Raw genomic sequence first — 20,072 nt, 5'->3', positions numbered from 1 at the left:
ACCACGATGCCCGTGCCCACCGAAGAACTGAAACTGGAGATCGTCAACGCCGCCACCGGGAAGCCCCTCGACGGCGGGGCCGCGCCGGGGCAGGCCGGAGCGCTCGTCGTCCGTGAGTTCCCTGAAGGCGGTCCGGCCTCGGAGCAGTGGCAGATCGTCCCCGTGCGGTCCGCACCGGACGAGCAGGTCTACGTGATCCGCAACGCGACCGACGGCAAGGTACTCGAACGACCCGCCGCCGCAGGGGGCGGCGTCCGGCAGGCGGACGCCGCCGACGGCAAGAAGAGCCAGCAGTGGCGCCTTGTCCCCGTCGAGGGTGAAGCGGACCTCTACTGCATCGAGAGCGCGGCCGACGAGACCGCCCTCGACCTCGAACTCGACCCCGGCGACGCTCTCGACGCGTCCGCCGAGCACGGCATTGCGGTCCTCCTTCGCGCGTACGACGAGGACGCGGAGAGCCAGCGGTGGCGTCTCGTCCCGGCCGAGCCCGAGCGTGTCGGCGACCCCGTGCTGCGCTGGGCGAGGCTGGGTCATTGGAACGGCCGGCAGTCCTGGCGGCTGGCTCCCTCTCCGGCACTGCGGCCCGCACCCGGTGCGACACCCTCGTTCAGTGAACTCCTGCTGGTCCTCGACCGGTTCGGAACCGACCAGGACGCCGGCGGGTGGAAGAGCGAAGGAGCCGCGCCCCGCCCCGACGGACGACCGGGCTGGTGGGCCGGTCTCGGTGCGCGGTTCCTCGCCGAGACGGCCGGGAAGGCGCCGGCGGACATCGTCGCGCTCAAGCCGGCCAAGGGGGCGGTGACGGCGGCCGCGCGGGGTGACGGTACGTTCGAGGACGAGGAGCGCGTGCTGCACCCGCCCGCTCCCTCTCCGAGCCCCGAGGACCTGTGGACCTTCGTGGACCTCACGGGCGAAGGCCGGCCCGGCATCGTGGTGCTCGCCGCGGACGGTGTCCGGGTGACCCGGCAGGAGGAGGACGGGACGTTCGCGCCCCCGGGCGGCGCCCCGGCCCTCAAGGCCTTCGGCCACGGCGATGTGGCCGGCGGGTGGCGGGCCGACAGGCACCCCCGCTTCCTCGCCGACACCACCGGCGACGGCCGGCTCGACATCGTCGGCTGCCACGACGACGGCGTCTGGATCTCCCTCCAGGACGAGGAGGGGAAGTTCGCGCCACTGAACGACGAGCCCGCTCTCCGGGCGTTCGGTCACGGGGAGAAGGCCGGCGGGTGGCGGGCCGACAGGCACCCCCGCTTCCTCGCCGACACCACCGGCGACGGCCGGCTCGACTTCGTCGGCTGCCACGACGACGGCGTCTGGATCTCCCTCCAGGACGAGGACGGCACCTTCGCCGAACCCCTGTACGTCATCGACGACTTCGGGACCGACCGGGGGTGGGCCTCGACCGAGGAGCACCCCCGGTTCCTGCACAGGACCACCGGCGACGGGGCGACGGACGTCATCGGCTTCGGCCCCCATGGCGTCGTCGTCGCGCGCGGCCTCGGCGACGGCACCTTCGAGCCCTCGAAGCTCGTCCTGAACGACTTCGGCACCGCCCAGGGATGGACGCCCGACAAGCACCTCCGCTTCCTCGCCGACGTCACCGGCGACGGCACCCCCGACATCGTAGGCTTCGGCGACGAAGGGGTCTGGGTGGCGCACAACCTCGGCGACGGCCGGTTCGAACAGGCCCAGCTGGTCTGCCGAGGCTTCGGGTACGACGACGACGCCGGCGCCTGGCGCGTCGGCCACCACCCCCGTTTCCTCGCCGACATCACCGGTGACGGACGCGTCGACATCGTCGGCTTCGGAGGTCCGGGCGTGTACGTGGCCCGTAACCTCTACCGCCGCTTCCGGACCCGCTGACCGGGGGCGTGGGCCGGGGCCTCCCGCACGCGCGAGACCCCGGGCCCGCTCCCGACTGGGGCCCGTCAGGCGGGGTCACGGTCGGACAGCCCGGCGGGGACTGGAAGCCCTGCGAAGGCGGGGTTGAGGTCCGGAGTGGCTGGTATCCCGTCCGTCCGAGGTGCGAGGAAGTGGCTAGCGTGCTGTGCAGCGGTCCCCCTCCCAAGGGTGGACCGCCTTTTACGCCCTCGAAGAAAGCAGGCTTTGCCATGCTTACAACAGAATCCCATTCCGGGCCCCCGGCCGGGGGTGCGGGAGGTGCCGACCCCACCCTGAACGTCCAACCGCTCCAGTCCTCGGAGCTGGACCTGTTCGACGCCCTCGCACAACCGGACCGCCTCCGGGATCCCTATCCGTTCTACGCGTGGCTCCGCGTCAACCGGCCCGTGCACATCGACCCGGACGGCACCGTATACCTCTCCCGCTACGAGGACGCCGTGCACCTGAGGGATCCGGATCTGCGCACCGCCTCCGTCGACGACGCCCGCTCTTTCGCCCTGCAGACCTTCAACCAGACCCTGGTCAAAGCCGTGCCACCACGCCATGGAGAGCTCCGGCGCGTGGCCGGCGCCGCGTTCGACCGGCGCCTGCTCGCGCAGGCCGGCGAGCGTATGCGTCAGACCGCCGAGGAACTCGCCGAACAGCTGGTCGCGACGCTGTCCGCCGAGGGCGCGGCCGATCTGCACGCGCTGTACTCCCTGCCCTTCACCCAGCGCGCCGCGGCCACCGTGTTCGGGATACCCGAACAGGACTTCGACCTGCTCGCCGCGATGCCGGCCCGCCTCTTCGCACCGCTCTACCCCAAGACCACCGAGGCCGCGTGGGCCGAAGCCGACGACGCCGCCCGCGCCCTGTACACCTACCTGGACGACACCATCCGACGGCGGGGATTCACCCCCGAATCGGGCTTCGCCCGCCTCGCCGAAGCATCCGGCACCGTCCCGGACGACGAGATCACCCGCCTGTGCTGGATCCTGTGGCTCGGCTCCTACACCTCCGCCCTGGCCGCCCTCGACCTCGCGCTGCTCACCCTCGTCGAACACCCCCACACCGTGCCGCGGCTGCACCAGGACCCGGACGTGTGGGTGGCGGAGGCGCTGCGCTACCGCAGCCCCCACGTCATCAACTCCGCCAACCTCACCACACGCCGCGAACTGACGATCGGCACGACCACCCTCCCGCCCCACACCCCCGTCCGGTTCCTACTGGCCGCCATGAACCGGGACGAGACCGCCTTCCCCCACCCCGACACCTTCGACCCCTCCCGCACCGACCGGGCGCGCCACATCGCCTTCGGCGAAGGCATCCACTCCTGCATAGGCGCCCAACTGGCCCGCATGGAACTTGCCACCGCGCTCACCAGCCTCACTGCGCGACTGCCCCGGCTCCGCCTCGCCGGCCAACCCACCTGGCGCCCCTACACCACCCAACGACTCTGCACCCACCTGCCCGTGACAGCCCTCTGACCGCGACGATCCCCGCCCGGCCCTTCGCCTTCCACACGGTGAGGACCGACCAAGCGGGAAGGTGACAGAATGTCAGGGTGACCGCACCAACCCATGACATCGAGAAAGCGGCCGGTGTGCTGCGCGCCGGAGGCCTGGTCGCCCTGCCGACCGAGACCGTCTACGGTCTGGGCGCCAACGCCGAGGACCCCGCGGCCGTCGGGCGGATCTTCCAGGTGAAGGGCCGCCCGCCCTCTCACCCGCTGATCGTCCACATCGGCGGCGCCGAGCAGCTGGGCGACTGGGTCCAGGAGGTACCCGCGACGGCGCGCCTGCTGGCCGAACACTTCTGGCCGGGGCCGCTCACGCTGGTCCTGCGGCGCGGGCACCGGGTGCCCCTCGAAGCGACCGGGGGGCTGGAGACGGTCGCCGTGCGCGTCCCGGACCACCCGGTCGCACTGGAACTGCTCTCCGCCTTCGGCGGCGGTGTCACCGCCCCCTCCGCCAACCGGTTCGGCTCGGTCAGCCCCACCACGGCGGAGCACGTCCGCGCGGAGCTCGGAGACGGGGTCGACTTCGTACTGGACGGCGGCCCCTGCCACGTCGGCGTCGAGTCGACCATCGTGGACGCCACCGGCGACGTCCCGAACATCCTGCGGCCCGGCGGAGTGACGCGCGAGGCACTCGAAGCGGTTCTGGGACACCCGCTGTCGGTGCCTTCCGAGAGCCGGGTCCGGGTGCCGGGACAGCACCCGTCGCACTACGCGCCGCGGGCGCGGGTCGTCCTCGTCGAACCGGAGAAGGTGATCGTCGAAGCGGAACTCGCACAGGAGCGCGGCCACCGAGTGGGCGTCCTCCTTCCGCCCTCCTGCGCAGACGCGCCGGTGAAGGCCCACACGGTGGTGGCGCTGCCGAGCTCGGCAGCGGCCTACGCGCGCGAACTGTACGGATTTCTGCGCGAGTTCGACCAGCGGGGGTGCGAGGTCATCTTCGCCTCCCTGCCGGCGGAGGAGGGGCTCGGACTCGCGATCGCCAACCGGCTCCGCCGCGCCGCGGGTCCCCGGCCCGCCTGACAGCCGGTCCGCGCCTACCGCGTCGACCAGGGCCTGGTGATCGCGCTCGTTCTGGTCGGCGTACGCCTCGGCGAAGGTGACGAGCGCCCGGCACAGTTCGGCCAAGGGATCGGCTCCCGGGCCGCGTGATCGCGACACGAAGGGGCGCAGCCTTTCCCCTATTGCGACGAAACGGTCCCCTCACCTGGGTGATCACGACCGGTTCGGGGTAGCACCCAGCATGATCACTGTTGGGGTCGAGGAGGAATACCTGCTGGTCGACCCGGAGACGCTCCTGCCCCTGCCGCTCGTGCAGGAGGTGCGTGCCACGGCCAGCCTGGCACCGATCGCTGACGAGCGAGAGGTCCAGGACGAACTGCTCCAGGCCCAGATCGAAGTCGCCACCCCCGTCTGCACGAGCCTGGAGGAGGTCGGGGGCCATCTCCTGCGGCTGCGTCACGCGGTCGCCTCCGCCGCCCAGGCCAACGGCTGCCGCATCGCGATCTCCGCCACCGCGCCGGTCCGGGACGTCGTCCCCGTGCCCGTCACCAGCACGGCGAGGTACCTGAAGATGCGGGGAGAGGCCCGGCTGCTCGTCGACGAGCAGCTGATCTGCGGGATGCACGTCCACGTGGGGATTCCCGACCCGGAGACCGGAGTGGCCGTCCTGAACCGGCTGCGCGTCTGGCTCCCGACCCTGCTGGCGATGTCCTCGAACGGGCCGCTGTGGGACGGGCGGGACACGGGCTTCGCCAGCTGGCGCACGATCATCTTCGGCCGCTGGCCGGTCAGCGGCCCGCCACCCCATTTCGCGGGGTTCGCCGACTACGGTGCGCGGGCCGACGCGCTGGTGGAATCCGGGCTGATCCCCGATCGGGGACAGCTGTACTGGCAGGCCCGGCTCTCGGAGCGCTACCCGACCGTCGAGGTGCGCTGCTGTGACGTGCAGCTGGAGGCGGACGACGCGGTCATGCTGGCCGGCGTCGTCCGCGGGCTCGCCGCCACCGCGATCGCCGAGGAGACGGCGGGAGCCGCCCCCGCGCTGTGCCCGCCGGAGATCCTGCAGGCCGCGACGTGGCATGCGGCCCGGCACGGCATGAGCGGCACCTTGATGGACCCGGAAGGCCGGCTGCGGAGCAGCGGGGACGTCCTGTGCGCGCTCCTGCGGCACATCGGCCCGGCCCTCGACGCGAGCGGTGACTTCCGCGAGGTGAGCTCGCTCGTACACCGGCTCCTGCGCAACGGCACGTCGGCCGACCGCCAGCGCCGGGCCCTGGCCGGTGGCGGCCTGCCGGCCCTCGCGGACCTCATCACCGCGGGCGCCACCGGGTGAGTCGCGACCAGGGCCGTGGCGAGGAAGAGGTCGGAAGGGTCGGCCGTTCGGGCTGGTCAGGCGGGCACCGGGGCGAAGGCGTGCATCTCCTTGGCCCCCGGCTGCACGACGCCGTAGCTGCTTTCCGGTACCTCGTTCCAGGCGCCGGGCAGATCGACGAGGGGTTCGGACACGATGAGGCGGGTCTCGTCGGAGACCCCCCGCAGGAACGGAATGTCCGGGTGCAGTCTGCGCAGCGAGTCCACCTCGCTGCTGTAGAAGAGCGAGCGGGAGGCGTGCGCGCTGGAGTAGCGGAAGGCCCAGACGCGTTCGCCGTCGGTCATGGCGAGCGTCATCTGGAGCGGGAATTCCACGCCGTGCTCGTGCCCGACGCGCTCCACCACTCCCGCCATCCTGGCGATGGCCGTCGGCGGGTCCTGTTCCAGGCCGTACGTGAGGGCCAGGTAGAACATCACCTCGGAGTCCGTCGTTCCGCCGATATCGGCGTAGAGGGCCGGATCGACGAGCAGGGTGAGGTCCCGGCGCATCAGGTGGAAGTCGGCGATCGCCCCGTTGTGCATGAACATCCAGCGGCCGTGCCGGAAGGGATGGCAGTTCGACTGCTGCACCGCCGTCCCGGTCGACGCCCGGATGTGCGCGAAGAACAGCGGTGAGCGGACGTGGTCCGCCATCTCCCTCAGGTTGCGGTTGTTCCAGGCGGGACCCACGTCCCTGAGGAGCGCCGGAGTTTCGATCTCGTCCGTGTACCAGCCGATACCGAACCCGTCGCCGTTCGTCGTCTCCACTCCGAGCTTGGAGTGCAGGCTCTGGTCGATCAGCGAGTGGGCCGGTCTGTACAGGATGGTGTCGAGCAGCATGGGCGTACCCGAGTACGCGAGCCATCGGCACATGGGTCATCACCTGCGTCTCTACGGCACGGCGGGAAACGAACCGCCGTCCCACGCGCCCCCGCGATGGATCGCCGTGCTCCTCCACCGCGCTGCGGTCGACGTCATGTGGATCTTTCCGGCCATCTCATTGTCGGGTCCCTCCCCCGGGGGCGCCACGCGGGGCGCCGGCGGCCGGGAAGCGTGCGTCCTGGGGCCAGCCCCGGTGCGCGGGCGGAAAAGTCGGCCGACGGGACGGTCATAGGTTCGAGGAGTGCCGGGCCGCGCGGGACGCGGCAGGCGGCGCTCACATCCGACCGCTCCGAGAGGACACCCCTACATGTTCGAGACCAGCACGGTGCAGGCTGCCCCGAGCGAGGACCTGCTCACCCCCGACAACGCCGTGATGCTGTTCGTGGACCACCAGCCGCAGATGTTCTTCGGCACCGGCAGCGGCGACCGCGCCGCGATCATCAACAGCACGGTCGGCCTCGCCAAGGCGGCCCGCGCGTTCGACGTGCCGGTCGTCCTCACCACGGTCGCCGCGGAGTCCTTCTCCGGACCCCTGTTGCCGCAGCTCGCCGACGTGTTCCCGAAGCACGAGGTGCTGGACCGTACGACGATGAACGCCTGGGAGGACGAGGCGGTCGTGGAGGCGGTCAAGGCGACCGGCCGCAAGAAGATCATCCTGTCGGGCCTGTGGACCGAGGTCTGCCTGGTGCTCCCCGCGCTGTCCGCCCTGGGGCAGGGCTACGAGGTCTACGTCGTCTCCGACGCCTCCGGTGGCGTCAGCCCCGCCGCGCACGAGCACGCCCTCCAGCGCATGCTGGCCGCCGGCGCCGTACCGGTCACCTGGGTCCAGGTGCTGCTCGAACTCCAGCGCGACTGGGCGCGCCAGGAGACGTACGGGGCCGTGATGGAGATCGTCAAGGCCCACGCCGGCGCCTACGGCCTGGGCGTCGTGTACGCGCAGGCCGTCATCGGCGCGCACGCGGCCGGCTGACCTCCTTGGACACCGGCCTCCTCGTCCTGCGCCTGCTGGTGGGCCTGCTCATCGCCGGCCACGGCGTGCAGAAGGTCAGCTCGCACCTCGGCGGGAGAGGGCTCGACGGCGGCTCCGCCGAGTTCCGCGCCGACGGCTTCCGCGGCGGTACCCTCACCGCCCTCGCGGCCGGCGCCGGCCAGATCGGATCGGGATCGCTGCTCGCCGCCGGGCTGCTCACACCGCTCGCCGCGACCGGCGCCATCGGGGTCATGACCGTCGCCCTCAGCGTGAAGTGGCACAACGGCCTCTGGGTCCAGAACGACGGCTACGAGTACCCCCTGGTGCTGATCGTCAGCGCCGCCGCCCTCGCCGCCACCGGCCCCGGCGCCTGGTCCCTCGACGCGGCGCTGGGTCTGGCGCCGTACCCGCTGTGGTGGACGGCACTCGTCCTCGCGGCAGGCGTCGGCAGCGGGCTGCTCACCCGCCTCGTCCTGCACCGTCCGGCACGGACCGGCTGAGCGCAGGACCCCCGAACCGGGTCCGGCCGTCCGCGTACACCCCCTTGCCCGTACGGCCGGGCCCACCTCCATGGACACCCTGGCCGAGCGCGTCCACCCCTCACCCGCACCACCCGCCCGTCTTGCAATCCCACCACCCATCGAAGGAGCACTCCACCATGCCGTTCATCAAGGTCGCCGAAGGCAACTCCGCCCCCGTCGAGCTCTCCTACGAGGACCACGGCACCGGACAGCCCGTCGTCCTCATCCACGGATGGCCGCTGAACGGCGCCTCCTGGGAGAAGCAGACCGCCGCCCTCCTCGCCGCCGGCCACCGCGTCATCACCTACGACCGGCGCGGCTTCGGCCGCTCCGACCAGCCCGCCGACGGCTACGACTACGACACCTTCGCCTCGGACCTCCACGAGGTGCTCACCGCCCTCGACCTGCGCGACACCGTCCTCGTCGGGTTCTCCATGGGGACCGGTGAGGTGACCCGTTACCTCGGCACGTACGGCAGCGAGCGCGTCAGCAAGGCCGTCATGATCGGCGTGGTCCCGCCCTTCCTGCTCAAGACGGACGACAACCCCGGCGGCGTGGACGCGGGCGTCTTCAAGGGCATCGAGGACGCCATCACCGCCGACCGGTTCGCGTTCATGAGCGCCTTCCTCGCCGACTTCTACAACGTCGACGTCCTGGGCGGCGAGCGCATCAGCGAACAGGCGGTCCAGGCCTCCTGGAACGTCGCCGTCGGCGCCTCCGCCAAGGGCACCCTCGACTGCGTCCAGGCCTGGCTCACCGATTTCCGTGCGGACCTTCCGCGCATCGACGTCCCCACCCTGATCATCCACGGCGACGCCGACCGCACGCTGCCCATCGAGGCGACCGCGATCCCGCTGACGAAGAGCATCACCGGCGCCGAGCTCGTCACCGTGCCCGGCGGCCCGCACGGGCTCCTCCTGACCCACGCCGCCGAGGTCAACGCCGCCCTGCTCGCCTTCCTCGCCTGAGCAGGCGCGTACCCTCCGTCCGCCCCCTCGTGAAGGAGAGCCGATCCATGTCCGACCAGCACCCGCCCGTACTCGACGCCGCGGCCCGGGCATTCGCCGAGGCCACCGCCCAGCCCCCGTACCTGTACCAGATCCCCGTCGCCGAAGGCCGCAAGGCCGTGGACGACGTCCAGAACGGCGAGGGCGTCGCCCTGCTCCCCGTCGACGAGGAGTGGGTCACCGTCCAGGGCGGACCCACCGGGGCGGTACGCGCCCGCATCGTCCGCCCGCGCGGCCTCACCGGCCCCCTTCCCGTCGTCCTCTACCTCCACGGCGCGGGCTGGGTCTTCGGCAACGCCCACACCCACGACCGTCTGGTGCGGGAACTCGCCGTGGGCGCCGGCGCCGCGGTGGTCTTCCCCGAGTACGACCTGTCGCCCGAGGCCCGCTACCCCGTCGCCATCGAGCAGAACTACACCGTCGCCCAGTGGATCGCCCGCGAGGGCCGCCACAAGGACCTCGACGGCACCCGCGTCGCCATCGCGGGCGACTCGGTCGGCGGCAACATGAGCGCCGCCCTCACCCTCATGGCCAAGCAGCGCGGCGACGTGACGTTCGTCCACCAGGTCCTCTTCTACCCGGTGACCGACGCGGCCTTCGACACCGACTCCTACCACCGGTTCGCCACCGGCTACTTCCTGCGCCGCGAAGCCATGCGCTGGTTCTGGGACCAGTACACGACCGACGAGGCCGAGCGCGCACAGATCACCGCCTCCCCGCTGCGGGCCTCCCTCGACCAGCTCACCGGCCTGCCCCCCGCGCTCGTCATCACCGCCGAGGCCGACGTCCTGCGCGACGAGGGCGAGGCGTACGCCGCCAAGCTCCGCGCCGCCGGCGTCCCCGTCGCCGCGCTGCGCGTCCAGGGCGCCATCCACGACTTCGTCATGCTGAACGCGCTCCGCGACACGCCGGCCGCGTCCCTGGCCATCGGCCTGGCCGCCGACACCCTGCGCAAGGCCCTGGCGTGAACCGTACGACGCCCTCGCCCGGCACGACGGGCATGCCCGTGGCGGGTGTCCTGCCCGCCCGGGACCCGCACCGGCCCGCCGCCGACCTCGTCGTCCGCAACGCCAAGGTGTACACCGGCGACCCGGCCCGCCCCACGGCCGGCGGGGTCGCCCTCCGTGACGGCCGGGTCGTGGCCCTCGGGGACGACCGCGACCTCGCCGCCCTCGTCGGGCCCGCGACCAGGATCGTGGACGCGCTCGGCCGCCGGGTCGTCCCCGGGCTCAACGACTCCCACCTGCACGTCATCCGCGGCGGCCTGAACTACGTACTGGAGCTGCGCTGGGACGGCGTACGGAGCCTGCGCCACGCGCTGGCCATGCTGCGCGAGCAGGCGGGCCGCACGCCCAAGGGGCAGTGGATCCGCGTCGTCGGCGGCTGGACCGCGGAGCAGTTCGCCGAACGCCGCATGCCGACGGTGGCGGAACTGAACGCGGCCGCGCCCGACACCCCGGTGTTCGTCCTGCACCTCTACCAGTCGGCGCTGATGAACCGGGCCGCCGTGCGGGCCGCCGGATTCACCCGCGAGACGGCCGACCCGCGGGGTGGGCAGATCGTCCGGGGACGGGACGGCGAGCCCAACGGGGTGCTCCTGGCGGCTCCCGGGGCCCTGATCCTGTACTCGACCCTGGCCAAGGCCCCGACGCTCGACGTCACGGACAAGCGCACCTCCACCCGCCACTTCCTGCGCGAACTCAACCGCTTCGGACTGACCTCGGCGGTCGACGCCGCCGGCGGCTTCCAGACCTTCCCCGACGACTACGCCACCGTCATCGACCTGGCCCGCTCGGGGGAGTTGTCCCTGCGCATCGCCTACCACCTGTTCCCGCAGACGGCCGGGCAGGAGCTCGCCGACCTCAAGCGCTGGATCGAGACGGTGAAACCGCACGACGGGGACGAGTGGCTCCGCCTCAACGGCGCCGGCGAGAACCTGACCTGGGCGGCGGCCGACTTCGAGAACTTCTCGGAGCCGCGGCCCGAGCTCGCCGCGGACTTCGAGACGGAGTTCGAGCAGGCGGTCCGGCTGCTCAGAGAGAACGGCTGGGGGTTCCGACTCCACGCGACGTACGACGAGACGATCCGCCGGGATCTGGCCGTGTTAGAGAAGCTCGCCGCCGAAGGCCTCTTCCCGGGCGGCGACCGCTGGCTCTTCGACCACGCCGAGACCGTCTCGGCCGACAGCCTCGACCGCATCGCGGCCCTCGGCGGAGCGCTGTCGGTGCAGAACAGGATGTCCTTCCAGGGGGCGGCCTTCCTCGACCGCTACGGCGCGGAGGCCACCTCCCACACCCCGCCGGTACGAGCCATGCTCGACCGGGGGCTGACCGTGGCCGCCGGAACGGACGCCACCCGGGTGTCGTCCTACAACCCGTGGGTCTCGCTGCACTGGCTGGTGACCGGCCGCACCGTCGGCGGCACCGCCCTCTACCCGCCCGCGAACCTGATCGACCGGGAGACCGCCCTCGGCCTCTACACCCGGGGCGGCGCGGAACTCACCGGTGAACAGGACGTCAAGGGCGTCCTGCGGGAAGGCTGCTACGGCGACCTCGCGATCCTCGACCACGACTTCTTCACCGTGCCGGAGTCCGCGATCCCGGACATCGAGTCCGTGCTCACCGTCGTCGGCGGCCGGATCGTCTACGCGAGCGCGGAGTACGAGGGCCTCGACGAGTCCGTCCCGCCCGTCAGCCCGGCCTGGGCCCCGGTGGCCCGCTTCGGCGGCTATCAGTCCGGCCGCGACCAGTCCGGGCGCGACCAGTCCGCCGGCCACGAGTCCCCGGGCGCGCAGCAGGCGCTCCGCATGGCCGAGGCCGTCGCCGCATCCGAGGACCACCGCCGGTGGCGCGCCGCGCGCGGCTCGGGCCCCGGGACGCCCGCTTCCCCGCCCTTCACCGACCCCTGCTTCGCGCCCTGACGGGCCGCCGACGCCCTGCCCCGAGGACCGACAGCCCGCACCGACAGCCGAGGAAGACCGACAGATGAGTACACCCCCTGACGAAGGCCCGCCCGCCGGGCGCCGGTTCGAACCCGACCTGCGGTCGATGACCCGGATCACCCTGCGCCCCATCGCGTCACCGATGCCCCTCGGCTTCTTCACCGTGGCGATCGCCTCGGTGATGACGGGATGCCTCCAGCTCGGAGTCCTCGAAGCCGCGGACCGCAGGGCCGTCGCCCTGTGCGTGCTGCCCGCGTTCGCCCTCCAACTCCTGGTGAGCGTGCTCGCCTTCGGGGCGAGGGACGTGATCGCCGCCACCCTCATGGGCACGTTCGCCGGCAGCTGGCTGGCGTACTCCCTGGTGGTGGGAACCGGCGCGGCGGGCGGACCGCGGGTGCTGGGCGTGTTCAACCTGGCGTTCTTGTGCTTCGGGACCTTGATGGCGGCGGTGACCCGGCCCAAGCGCGCCCTGTGGCTCGTCCTCGTCGTCTCGGGGCCCCGGTGGCTGGCCACCGGGCTGGCGGGGCTGACCGGCGTCGAATGGCTCACGCGGGTCTCCGGGGTCCTCGGGCTCCTGGTGGCGCTCGTCGCCACGTACGCCGCCTTCGCCCTGATGCTGGAGGACATGCGCAGCGAGGAAGTGCTGCCCATCGGGCGCAGCGGGCCCGCCCACACCGCCGTCGAGGGCGACCTGGCGGTGCAGCTGCGCAACCTCGAACGCCATGCGGGAGTGCGGCGGACCTTGTGACGCCAGCAGCGGGGCACCGACGGGCAAGGCGCCCGCCCTCACGCCTGCCGGGCGCTCGACTGCCATTCCCGGGGCGACATGCCGTACGCGGCGCGGAAGACCCGGCTGAAGTGGGAGGGGCTCACGAAACCCCAACGCTGCGCGACCGCCGCCACGTTCGGCGCGGAACCCGAGGGCCTCGCGAGCTCACGGCGGCACCGGTCGAGGCGCTCGCGCTGGATCCAGCGTCCGACCGTCACCTCCTCCGCCTGGAACAGCTTGTGCAGGTACCGCACGGACATGTGGTGCGCCGACGCGATCGTCTCAGGGCTGAGGCCGGGGTCCGCCAGGTGCAGCAGGACGTACTCCTTGACCCGTGCCAGCATCCCGCGGGCCGCCTCCGACGCGTGGGGGTTCAGCCGTCCCTGTCGCTCCCGTACGAGGACGGTCAGCAGGTCCGCGGCGGTCATCGCGAGCTGTCGGCCGGTGTACGGGTCGAAGCCCGCGGCCCGTTCGGCGAGCCGCGTCAGGTACCCGGCCACCAGCCCGCCCGTCCCGCGGTCGTCGCCGAAAACGGTCCCCGTCACCGCCCGCAGGTCCCCGTCCGACACCCCGAGCCCCTGCTTCGGCACCCGGAAGGCGGTGAAACGGAAGTCGTCCGGCTGCTCCCTCTTGTAGGGCTTCCCGGCGTCGGAACACGTGAAGGTGCCGGGTCCGACCAGGGCCTGGCGTCCGTCCTGGGTGAGCCTGGCGGTCCCCCGGTGCTGGAGGGTGACCGTGACGTACTCCGCACCGCCCCGGGAGATCAGGCGTCTGTCACGCGTCACGGTCTGCGGGCCCGCCTCGACGACGGAGATCTGCAGGGGGCCGAGCCGGTCGCTGGCGATCGTACCCACCGAGGGCTCGGCTTCGTGCAGCGAGACGTCGAGCGGTATGAAGGTGTCGGACACCACGCTGTGCCAGTACTCGGCCCGCTCGGTGGCCGACAGGGGGAGGGTGGACAGCACGACGGACATCGTGACTCCTTGGCGCGTTCGTGCGGGCACCGTGTGTGACCGCGCCGAAGCGGAGGGATGCGCGGTCCGTGATGCCGTGGGACTGGACTGACTGCTGCGTCCAGTCTTGTTCCGCCCGTCGTCGGTGCCATCCGTCATGTGACTTGGCTCCGCCGTGCGACGTGCCCGCCGCGCGCTGCCCGCGTCAGCCGGTGGCGTCCTGATCGACCACGTCGCGCAGTTGGCTGCGCGAGGTCACGCCCAGGACCGGGAAGGCCTGGTAGAGGTGCGTCCCCACCGTCCGCGGCGACAGGAAGAGCCGCTCGCCGATCTCGCGGTTGGTCAGCCCCTGCGCGGCCAGCCGGACGATCCGCCGGCGCTGCGGGGTCAGGGTGTTCAGGCCGTCGCGGGGAGCGGACGCGACATCGACCCCGGCAGCGCGCAGTTCGGCCTGGGCACGCTGGTTCCAGTGCACCGCCCCCAGGCCCTCGAACAGGTCGCGGGCCTTGGACAGGGCGTCCCGGGCCTCGGCGATCCGGCGCCGGCGGCGGAGCCACTCGCCGTACTCCAGCCACACTTGGGCCCGCTCGAAGGGCCACCGCCGGCCGGCCGGATCGGCCAGCGCGGCCTCGAACCGGGAACCGGCCCCGTCCGGCGCGGCGAGCAGCGCGCCGGCGCGGTCCAGGATCTGGCGCAGGCGCACCGACGCCCCGTCGGCGACCTCGGCGGACACGTACTCCAGGGCCGTCGCCGCGTCCTCGGCGCGGCCGGTGAGAACGGCCGCGGCAGCGAAGTCCGCGACGGCGTAACACGACAGGTGGTAGTGCACGGGAGCGCCCGACCGGTCGAACAGGCTCCGCAGGTGGTGGAAGGCGGTCGTGGGGTCGCCGAGCGCCAGCGCCGCCAGCGCCGCCGCCCGCCGGGCCCGGACGACGGTGCCCAGCACCCCGGCCGGCTCGGTCACGGCCAGCACCGCCGTCGCGTGCCGCAGGGCCGTCTCGGGCTCTCCCGTCAGCGCACGGAGCGTGGCCAGCACGGCGAGCGCGCGCGCCGCGCCGTGGCTGCGCTCACCCGCGAGGAAGCGCCCGGCCAACCGCTCGACACCCAGGCGTGCGTCGGCCCAGCGACCGCTTTCCAGGTTGGCCCACGCCAGGTCGGCGGCGGTCATCCCGGCATGGAAGGCGTCCGCGTCCTCCCACTGCGGGTTGGCCACTTCGCGGAGCAGGGCGACCGCCGTCTCCGTCTCGTCCAGGACCATGCTGAGCACCCCGAGCGTGTGGGTCTCCGTGGGGGCCCGGCCCGGGGCGGACGCGGCGGCCGACAGCCGGCCGCGGACGGCGCTCCCGCCGCCGAAGGGGTCGGTCACGCCGATGTCCCACAGGTGGAAGGCGTGCGCGGGCTCCGTCGTCGGCGGGCGCGTGGCCAGGACCGCGCGGATGCGCTCCCTCTGCGCGGGGTCGCCGGAGTGGTAGACGATGCCCGTCGCGATGGTCGAGGTACTCGCGTCGATCTGCGTCGCGTCACGCACCGTTTCCGGCACGACGAGCGCGAACGCGCAGTCCATGCGCATCATCAGCATGGCTATCAGACCGGTGAGCGCGTTGATGTACGGGGCCGCCGCCGGATCGGTGTTGAGCTCCGTGGCGCGGGCGCCCAGCGCCTCCGCCTGCGGGATGTCACCGACCAGGATCGCGCCGTAGGCGGCCGTCGCCAGCAGCCGGGTCTGTTCGCCGGGGGAGGGGTTCAGCTGTACGGCCCGTTCCAGACCGGCGACGGCCTCCGACATGGCCCCCCGGGCGAAGGCGCGCATCGCCGTGGCCTCCAGGGCGCCGGAGACGGACGCGTCGGGGGTCACCGTCGCCGCGGACAACTGCCAGGCCCGGCGGTCGGGGTCGCCCTCCAGGGCGGCGGCCAGGGCGAGGTGCGCGCGGCGGCGTACGGTGAACGGGGCGGCGCTGTAGATCGCCGAACGGACCAACGGGTGCCGGAAGTCCAGGCGGTCCGCGTGCAGGCGGACCAGCCCCGCCTCCTCCGCGGGCAGCCAGACGTCCATGTCGGTACCGGGCGGCAGCGCCCTCGACACGGCCGCGAGGCCGGCGCCCTCGGCCGCCGCCGCGACCAGCAGCGCCTCGCGCGTCGTCTCGGGCAGCGCGTCGACCTGCGCGGCGAACGTCCGCTCCAGCAGGTCGGTGACCGGGACCTGACGGCCCGTCGGGAGTGCCCCGTCCCGGGCCGCAGAACGGGAGAGCTCCACCAACGCCAGGGGGTTGCCCGCGGCGGTGGCCAGCACCCTGCGCCGGGCGGAGCCGGTGGGCGGGTCCGGCTGGGTGCCGAGGAGTTCCTCCGCCTCCGCGGAGGACAGCGCCGGTACCACCAGCTCGGGCACCGACCGGTCCAGCCAGTCGGGTCGGTGGGTGCCGCGCGCCGCGACGAGCAGGCCGATCGGCTCTCCCGCGAGGCGGCGCGCGAGGAAGCCCAGCACCTGGCAGCTTCCGGGGTCGACCCACTGCGCGTCGTCCACGGCGAGCAGCAGGCGCTGGGTCGACGCCACCTGTGAGGCGAGGGTGAGCACGGCCAGGCTCATCATCATGTGGTCGGGGGGCGCCGGGTCGTCACCGAGCCCGAAGGCGCCGAGCAGCGCCGCGCCCTGTCGGGCGGGCAGCCCGTCGACCCGGTCCAGGACGGGCAGCAACAGCTGGTGCAGACCGGCGAAGGCGAGCTCGGTCTCCGCCGCGTTGCCGCGGACCCGGAGTACCTTGGTCCCGGCGGAAAGGGCCTCGGCCACCGCCGTGTCGAGGAGCGCGGTCTTGCCGACCCCGGGATCACCGAGGAGCAGCAGCGAGGCCGTCTCCGCTTCCGGTGACAGTGCCGCGGCCATGGCCGCCCGTTCGTCCTGACGCCCGATCAACACGGTATTTCCCGAACCTTCTCACGCTGTGGCGGCATCCGCCGTCCTGACGCGAGGCGGTGGCAACGGTCCGGAGCATAGTCGGAGGACGGGCACCGACGCATTCGTGGCGCGGGCGCCCCTCGGTCCTGGCGCCCCTGACCGCCCGGCTTGAGTGTCACTGGCGTCGGGCCATGACGGCCCCGTGAGTCTGGGAAGGTTGGCCCGGCGCAAAACCTGCGCCCGAACGCGTACGTACCACCTCCGTCGACCAGGAGAGAAGCATGACCATCAAGGACATCGGGCCCGAACCTCAGAGTTTCGACCTTGAGCGGGCGACGCTGGAGAACGCCAACTACCGCTCGGTCGCCTGGTCCGGGAAGTACCTCCAGCTGACCCTCATGTCGATTCCGGTGGGCGAGGACATCGGCCTGGAGGCCCACCCGGAGACCGACCAGTTCCTCCGGCTCGACGCGGGCCGCGGCCGCGTTCAGATGGGCAGCGCGAAGGACCGCCTCGACTTCGACCAGGAGGTCGAGGACGGCTGGGCTATCTTCGTACCCGCCGGCACGTGGCACAACGTCACCAACATCGGCGACGAGCCCCTTCAGCTCTACGCCGTCTACGCCCCGGTCCACCACGCCCCGGACAAGGTCCACGCGACCTTCGCCGACGCGGAAAGCGACGAGGACTCGGGCAACGACGAACCCCCGAGCTGGTCGGTGCAGCCCACCCACCAGCCCGCGGACAAGCACGCCTGACCACCGGCGAGGGGCGCGCGAGCCCGGTCCCCCCACCGAGAGGAGGACCGGGCCCGTGCCCCGTCAGGGACGGGCCGGGCCGGTGCCCGCGAGGACCTCGGGCCGCAGCAGGGCGGTGAGTCGTTCGGCCGGGAGCAGGCCCCGTTCCAGGACGAGTTCGGCCACACCCCGGCCCGTGGCGAGGGCCTCCTTGGCGATGTCGGTCGCGGCGGTGTAGCCGATGTGCGGGTTCAGGGCCGTCACCAGGCCGATGGAGTTCTCGACGGTGGCGCGCAGCATCTCGGTGTTGGCGGTGATACCGCTCACGCAGCGTTCCGCGAGGGTGAGGCAGGCCGCGCGGAGGTGGGTCACGGACTTCGACAGCGCGTGCAGGATGACCGGCTCGAAGGCGTTGAGCTGGAGCTGTCCGGCTTCGGCGGCCATGGTGATGGTGATGTCGTTGCCGATGACCTCGAAGGCGACCTGGTTGACGACCTCGGGGATCACCGGGTTGACCTTGCCGGGCATGATGCTCGACCCGGCCTGGACCGGAGGCAGGTTGATCTCGCCGAGTCCGGCGCGGGGCCCGGAGGACAGCAGGCGCAGGTCGTTGCAGGTCTTGGACAGCTTGACGGCGATGCGCTTGAGGACGCCGGACATCTGGACGAAGGCGCCGCAGTCCTGGGTGGCTTCGACCAGGTCGGGAGCGGTGACCAGGGGCAGGCCGGTGATGGCGGCGAGGTGGCGGCGGGCCGCCTCGGCGTACCCGGGCGGGGCGTTGAGGCCGGTGCCGATGGCGGTGGCGCCGAGGTTGATCTCGTGGATGAGGCCCTGGGCCTCCGCGAGCCGGCTGCGGTCCTCGTCCAGCATGACGGCGAAAGCGGAGAACTCCTGTCCGAGTGTCATCGGCACGGCGTCCTGGAGCTGGGTGCGGCCCATCTTCAGGACATCGTGGAACTCGGCGGCCTTGCGGGCGAAGGCGTTCTGCAGGACGGCCATGGCGTCGAGCAGGCCGCGCACCGCGAACACGGTAGCGATGCGTACGGCGGTGGGGTAGACGTCGTTGGTGGACTGGCCGAGGTTGACGTCCTCGTTGGGGTGCAGGTGCCCGTACTCGCCCCTGGTGCGGCCCAGCAGCTCCAGCGCCCGGTTGGCGATGACCTCGTTGGCGTTCATGTTGGTCGAGGTGCCGGCGCCGCCCTGGATGACGTCCACGACGAACTGGTCGTGGAGCTTGCCGCCGCGTATCTCCTGGCAGGCGGCGACGATCGCGGCCTCCTTCGCGGGCTCCAGCAGGCCGAGTTCCGCGTTGGCGAGGGCCGCGGCCTCCTTGACGGCGGCGAGGGCGTCGATCAGGTGCGGGTAGGTGGAGATCGGCGTGCCGGTGATGGGGAAGTTCTCGATGGCGCGCAGGGTGTGGACGCCCCAGTAGGCGTCGGCGGGGACGTCGCGGTCTCCGAGCAGGTCGTGTTCACTGCGGCTGGAGGCGGTCATGGGGGTGCGGGTCCTCTTCCTGAGGTGGGCGGATCAAAGGGGGGAAAGGGGCGAGCGGGGCTCAGGCGGTCGCGGCGATGGCGGGGGCGCCGGGCGGGTTCAGGGTCGCCACCGGGCGGATGCCCCCGACGGTCCGGCCGCCGCCGGTCACGGGCCCGCCCGCGAACCCGGTGAGCAGCCGTGGCTCGACTCCCGCCGTCGCGAGGGCGACGGCCGTCACCGCAGTGCGCGCCCGGTCGGCCCCGTCGGCGATCTTCACGGCGATGGCTCGGCCGTCGGGCAGTGCGGCGACCTGGACGCCCTCGAAGCCGTCCTTGGCCAGCAGCCCGGGCACCGCGCGCATCAGTTCGGCCGTGTCCCGCCCGGTGCCGGAGGCCATCTCCGGATGGACGCGCAGCGCGGCCGCGACCCGGTGTTCGGCGGTGTCCGGCGCGGCTGTGGCGATGCGGGCGGCGGCGCGGGCCAGGCCGTGCAAGGACACCGCGAACAGCGGGGAACCGCAGCCGTCGACGGTGACGTTCGCGATGTGCTGGCCGGTGAGGTCCTCGACGGCCTCGGCGATCGTCCTCTGGAGCGGGTGGTCCGCATCGAGATAGGTCTCCAGGGGCCAGCCGGACAGCTTGCACAGGTAGAGCATCGCCGCGTGCTTGCCGGAGCAGTTCTGGGCGAGCCGGGACGGCCCGCGGCCCTCCCGCACCCAGGTGTCCCGGACGGCCGGGGCGTAGGGGAGGTCGGGGACGTTGCGCAGGTCGTCCTCGGTGAGGCCGGCCAGCTCCAGGATCAGCCGGACCCCCGCGAGGTGGTGCTCCTCGCCGGAGTGGCTGCCCAGCGCGAGGGAGAGCAGGGCCCCGTCGAGCGGCAGGCCGGCCCGTACCATGGCGACGGCCTGCACCGGCTTGAGGGCCGACCGCGGGTAGCAGGCGGCCTCGATGTCGCCGATGTCCAACCTGACGCCGCCGTGGTCGTCGAGGACGACCACGGAGCCGTAGTGGACTCCCTCGATCAGACCGCCCCGCATGACGTGGGCGACGGGGGCGTGCCGGGGCTCGCGGATCGCGGGCGCGTCCGCGAGGAAACTGCTGCGCATCACTGCCTCGTTCTGTGGTGGGTCGCTGCTGACCGGGGGCGGCGGTGACCGCCACCCCCGGCGCAGGAGGAC

At 72.6% G+C, this 20,072-nt stretch carries 16 protein-coding genes; 11 read left to right on the top strand and 5 right to left on the bottom strand.

The annotated features are described in order from the left end of the window. The first annotated feature begins 6 nt into the window (after positions 1-6). The 4 genes from ACZ5NJ_RS30420 (at position 7) to ACZ5NJ_RS30405 (ending at position 5,732) form a co-directional block, all read left to right on the top strand. Positions 7-1,863, top strand: coding sequence for an FG-GAP-like repeat-containing protein (locus tag ACZ5NJ_RS30420; protein WP_468768982.1), 1,857 nt, complete (start codon positions 7-9; stop codon positions 1,861-1,863). A 248-nt stretch (positions 1,864-2,111) separates the two neighbouring features. Next, on the top strand, positions 2,112-3,368 hold the full coding sequence (locus ACZ5NJ_RS30415) for a cytochrome P450 (protein WP_468768981.1): 1,257 nt from the start codon (positions 2,112-2,114) through the stop codon (positions 3,366-3,368). Positions 3,369-3,445: 77 nt separating this feature from the next. Next, positions 3,446-4,420: an L-threonylcarbamoyladenylate synthase gene (locus ACZ5NJ_RS30410; RefSeq protein ID WP_468768979.1), complete on the top strand. Its 975-nt coding sequence runs from the start codon at positions 3,446-3,448 to the stop codon at positions 4,418-4,420. 220 nt (positions 4,421-4,640) lie between these two features. Next, complete coding sequence (locus ACZ5NJ_RS30405; protein WP_468768978.1) at positions 4,641-5,732, top strand: carboxylate-amine ligase; 1,092 nt, start codon at positions 4,641-4,643, stop codon at positions 5,730-5,732. 56 nt (positions 5,733-5,788) lie between these two features. Here the strand turns inward: ACZ5NJ_RS30405 and ACZ5NJ_RS30400 are convergent, their stop codons facing one another. After that, positions 5,789-6,622, bottom strand: a complete 834-nt coding sequence (locus ACZ5NJ_RS30400) for a class II glutamine amidotransferase (RefSeq protein ID WP_468768977.1) — start codon at positions 6,620-6,622, stop codon at positions 5,789-5,791. A gap of 316 nt (positions 6,623-6,938) precedes the next feature. Between ACZ5NJ_RS30400 and ACZ5NJ_RS30395 the strand changes: the two genes are divergently transcribed. The 6 genes from ACZ5NJ_RS30395 (at position 6,939) to ACZ5NJ_RS30370 (ending at position 12,818) form a co-directional block, all read left to right on the top strand. Then, positions 6,939-7,601, top strand: coding sequence for a hydrolase (locus ACZ5NJ_RS30395; protein ID WP_468768976.1), 663 nt, complete (start codon positions 6,939-6,941; stop codon positions 7,599-7,601). A gap of 5 nt (positions 7,602-7,606) precedes the next feature. Beyond that, positions 7,607-8,101: a DoxX family protein gene (locus ACZ5NJ_RS30390; RefSeq protein ID WP_468768975.1), complete on the top strand. Its 495-nt coding sequence runs from the start codon at positions 7,607-7,609 to the stop codon at positions 8,099-8,101. A gap of 158 nt (positions 8,102-8,259) precedes the next feature. After that, complete coding sequence (locus tag ACZ5NJ_RS30385) at positions 8,260-9,090, top strand: alpha/beta fold hydrolase (protein ID WP_468768974.1); 831 nt, start codon at positions 8,260-8,262, stop codon at positions 9,088-9,090. 47 nt (positions 9,091-9,137) lie between these two features. Further along, the gene (locus ACZ5NJ_RS30380; RefSeq protein ID WP_468768972.1) at positions 9,138-10,097 is read left to right on the top strand and encodes an alpha/beta hydrolase; all 960 of its coding nucleotides are present in this window, start codon (positions 9,138-9,140) and stop codon (positions 10,095-10,097) included. Between the two features lie 32 nt (positions 10,098-10,129). Beyond that, positions 10,130-12,049 (top strand): amidohydrolase, encoded by a 1,920-nt coding sequence (locus ACZ5NJ_RS30375; protein ID WP_468769005.1) that lies wholly within the window; start codon positions 10,130-10,132, stop codon positions 12,047-12,049. Between the two features lie 64 nt (positions 12,050-12,113). After that, positions 12,114-12,818 (top strand): GPR1/FUN34/YaaH family transporter, encoded by a 705-nt coding sequence (locus tag ACZ5NJ_RS30370; RefSeq protein ID WP_468768970.1) that lies wholly within the window; start codon positions 12,114-12,116, stop codon positions 12,816-12,818. Positions 12,819-12,856: 38 nt separating this feature from the next. On the opposite strand, the gene ACZ5NJ_RS30365 is transcribed toward ACZ5NJ_RS30370, so the two are convergent. Then, the gene (locus ACZ5NJ_RS30365) at positions 12,857-13,813 is read right to left on the bottom strand and encodes an AraC-like ligand-binding domain-containing protein (RefSeq protein WP_468768968.1); all 957 of its coding nucleotides are present in this window, start codon (positions 13,811-13,813) and stop codon (positions 12,857-12,859) included. A gap of 184 nt (positions 13,814-13,997) precedes the next feature. Continuing rightward, on the bottom strand, positions 13,998-16,703 hold the full coding sequence (locus ACZ5NJ_RS30360) for a helix-turn-helix transcriptional regulator (protein ID WP_468768966.1): 2,706 nt from the start codon (positions 16,701-16,703) through the stop codon (positions 13,998-14,000). A 260-nt stretch (positions 16,704-16,963) separates the two neighbouring features. Here ACZ5NJ_RS30360 and ACZ5NJ_RS30355 point away from each other — a divergent pair, with 260 nt between their 5' ends. Beyond that, complete coding sequence (locus ACZ5NJ_RS30355; RefSeq protein WP_468768965.1) at positions 16,964-17,440, top strand: cupin domain-containing protein; 477 nt, start codon at positions 16,964-16,966, stop codon at positions 17,438-17,440. 63 nt (positions 17,441-17,503) lie between these two features. On the opposite strand, the gene aspA is transcribed toward ACZ5NJ_RS30355, so the two are convergent. Both aspA and ACZ5NJ_RS30345 read right to left on the bottom strand, forming a co-directional pair. After that, on the bottom strand, positions 17,504-18,913 hold the full coding sequence (aspA, locus tag ACZ5NJ_RS30350; RefSeq protein WP_468768963.1) for an aspartate ammonia-lyase: 1,410 nt from the start codon (positions 18,911-18,913) through the stop codon (positions 17,504-17,506). Between the two features lie 61 nt (positions 18,914-18,974). Beyond that, the gene (locus tag ACZ5NJ_RS30345; protein ID WP_468768962.1) at positions 18,975-20,000 is read right to left on the bottom strand and encodes an asparaginase; all 1,026 of its coding nucleotides are present in this window, start codon (positions 19,998-20,000) and stop codon (positions 18,975-18,977) included. Positions 20,001-20,072: the final 72 nt, after the last annotated feature.

The organism is Streptomyces sp. NPDC032091 (assembly GCF_055580265.1).
This window is presented reverse-complemented; position numbering and strand designations above follow the sequence as displayed.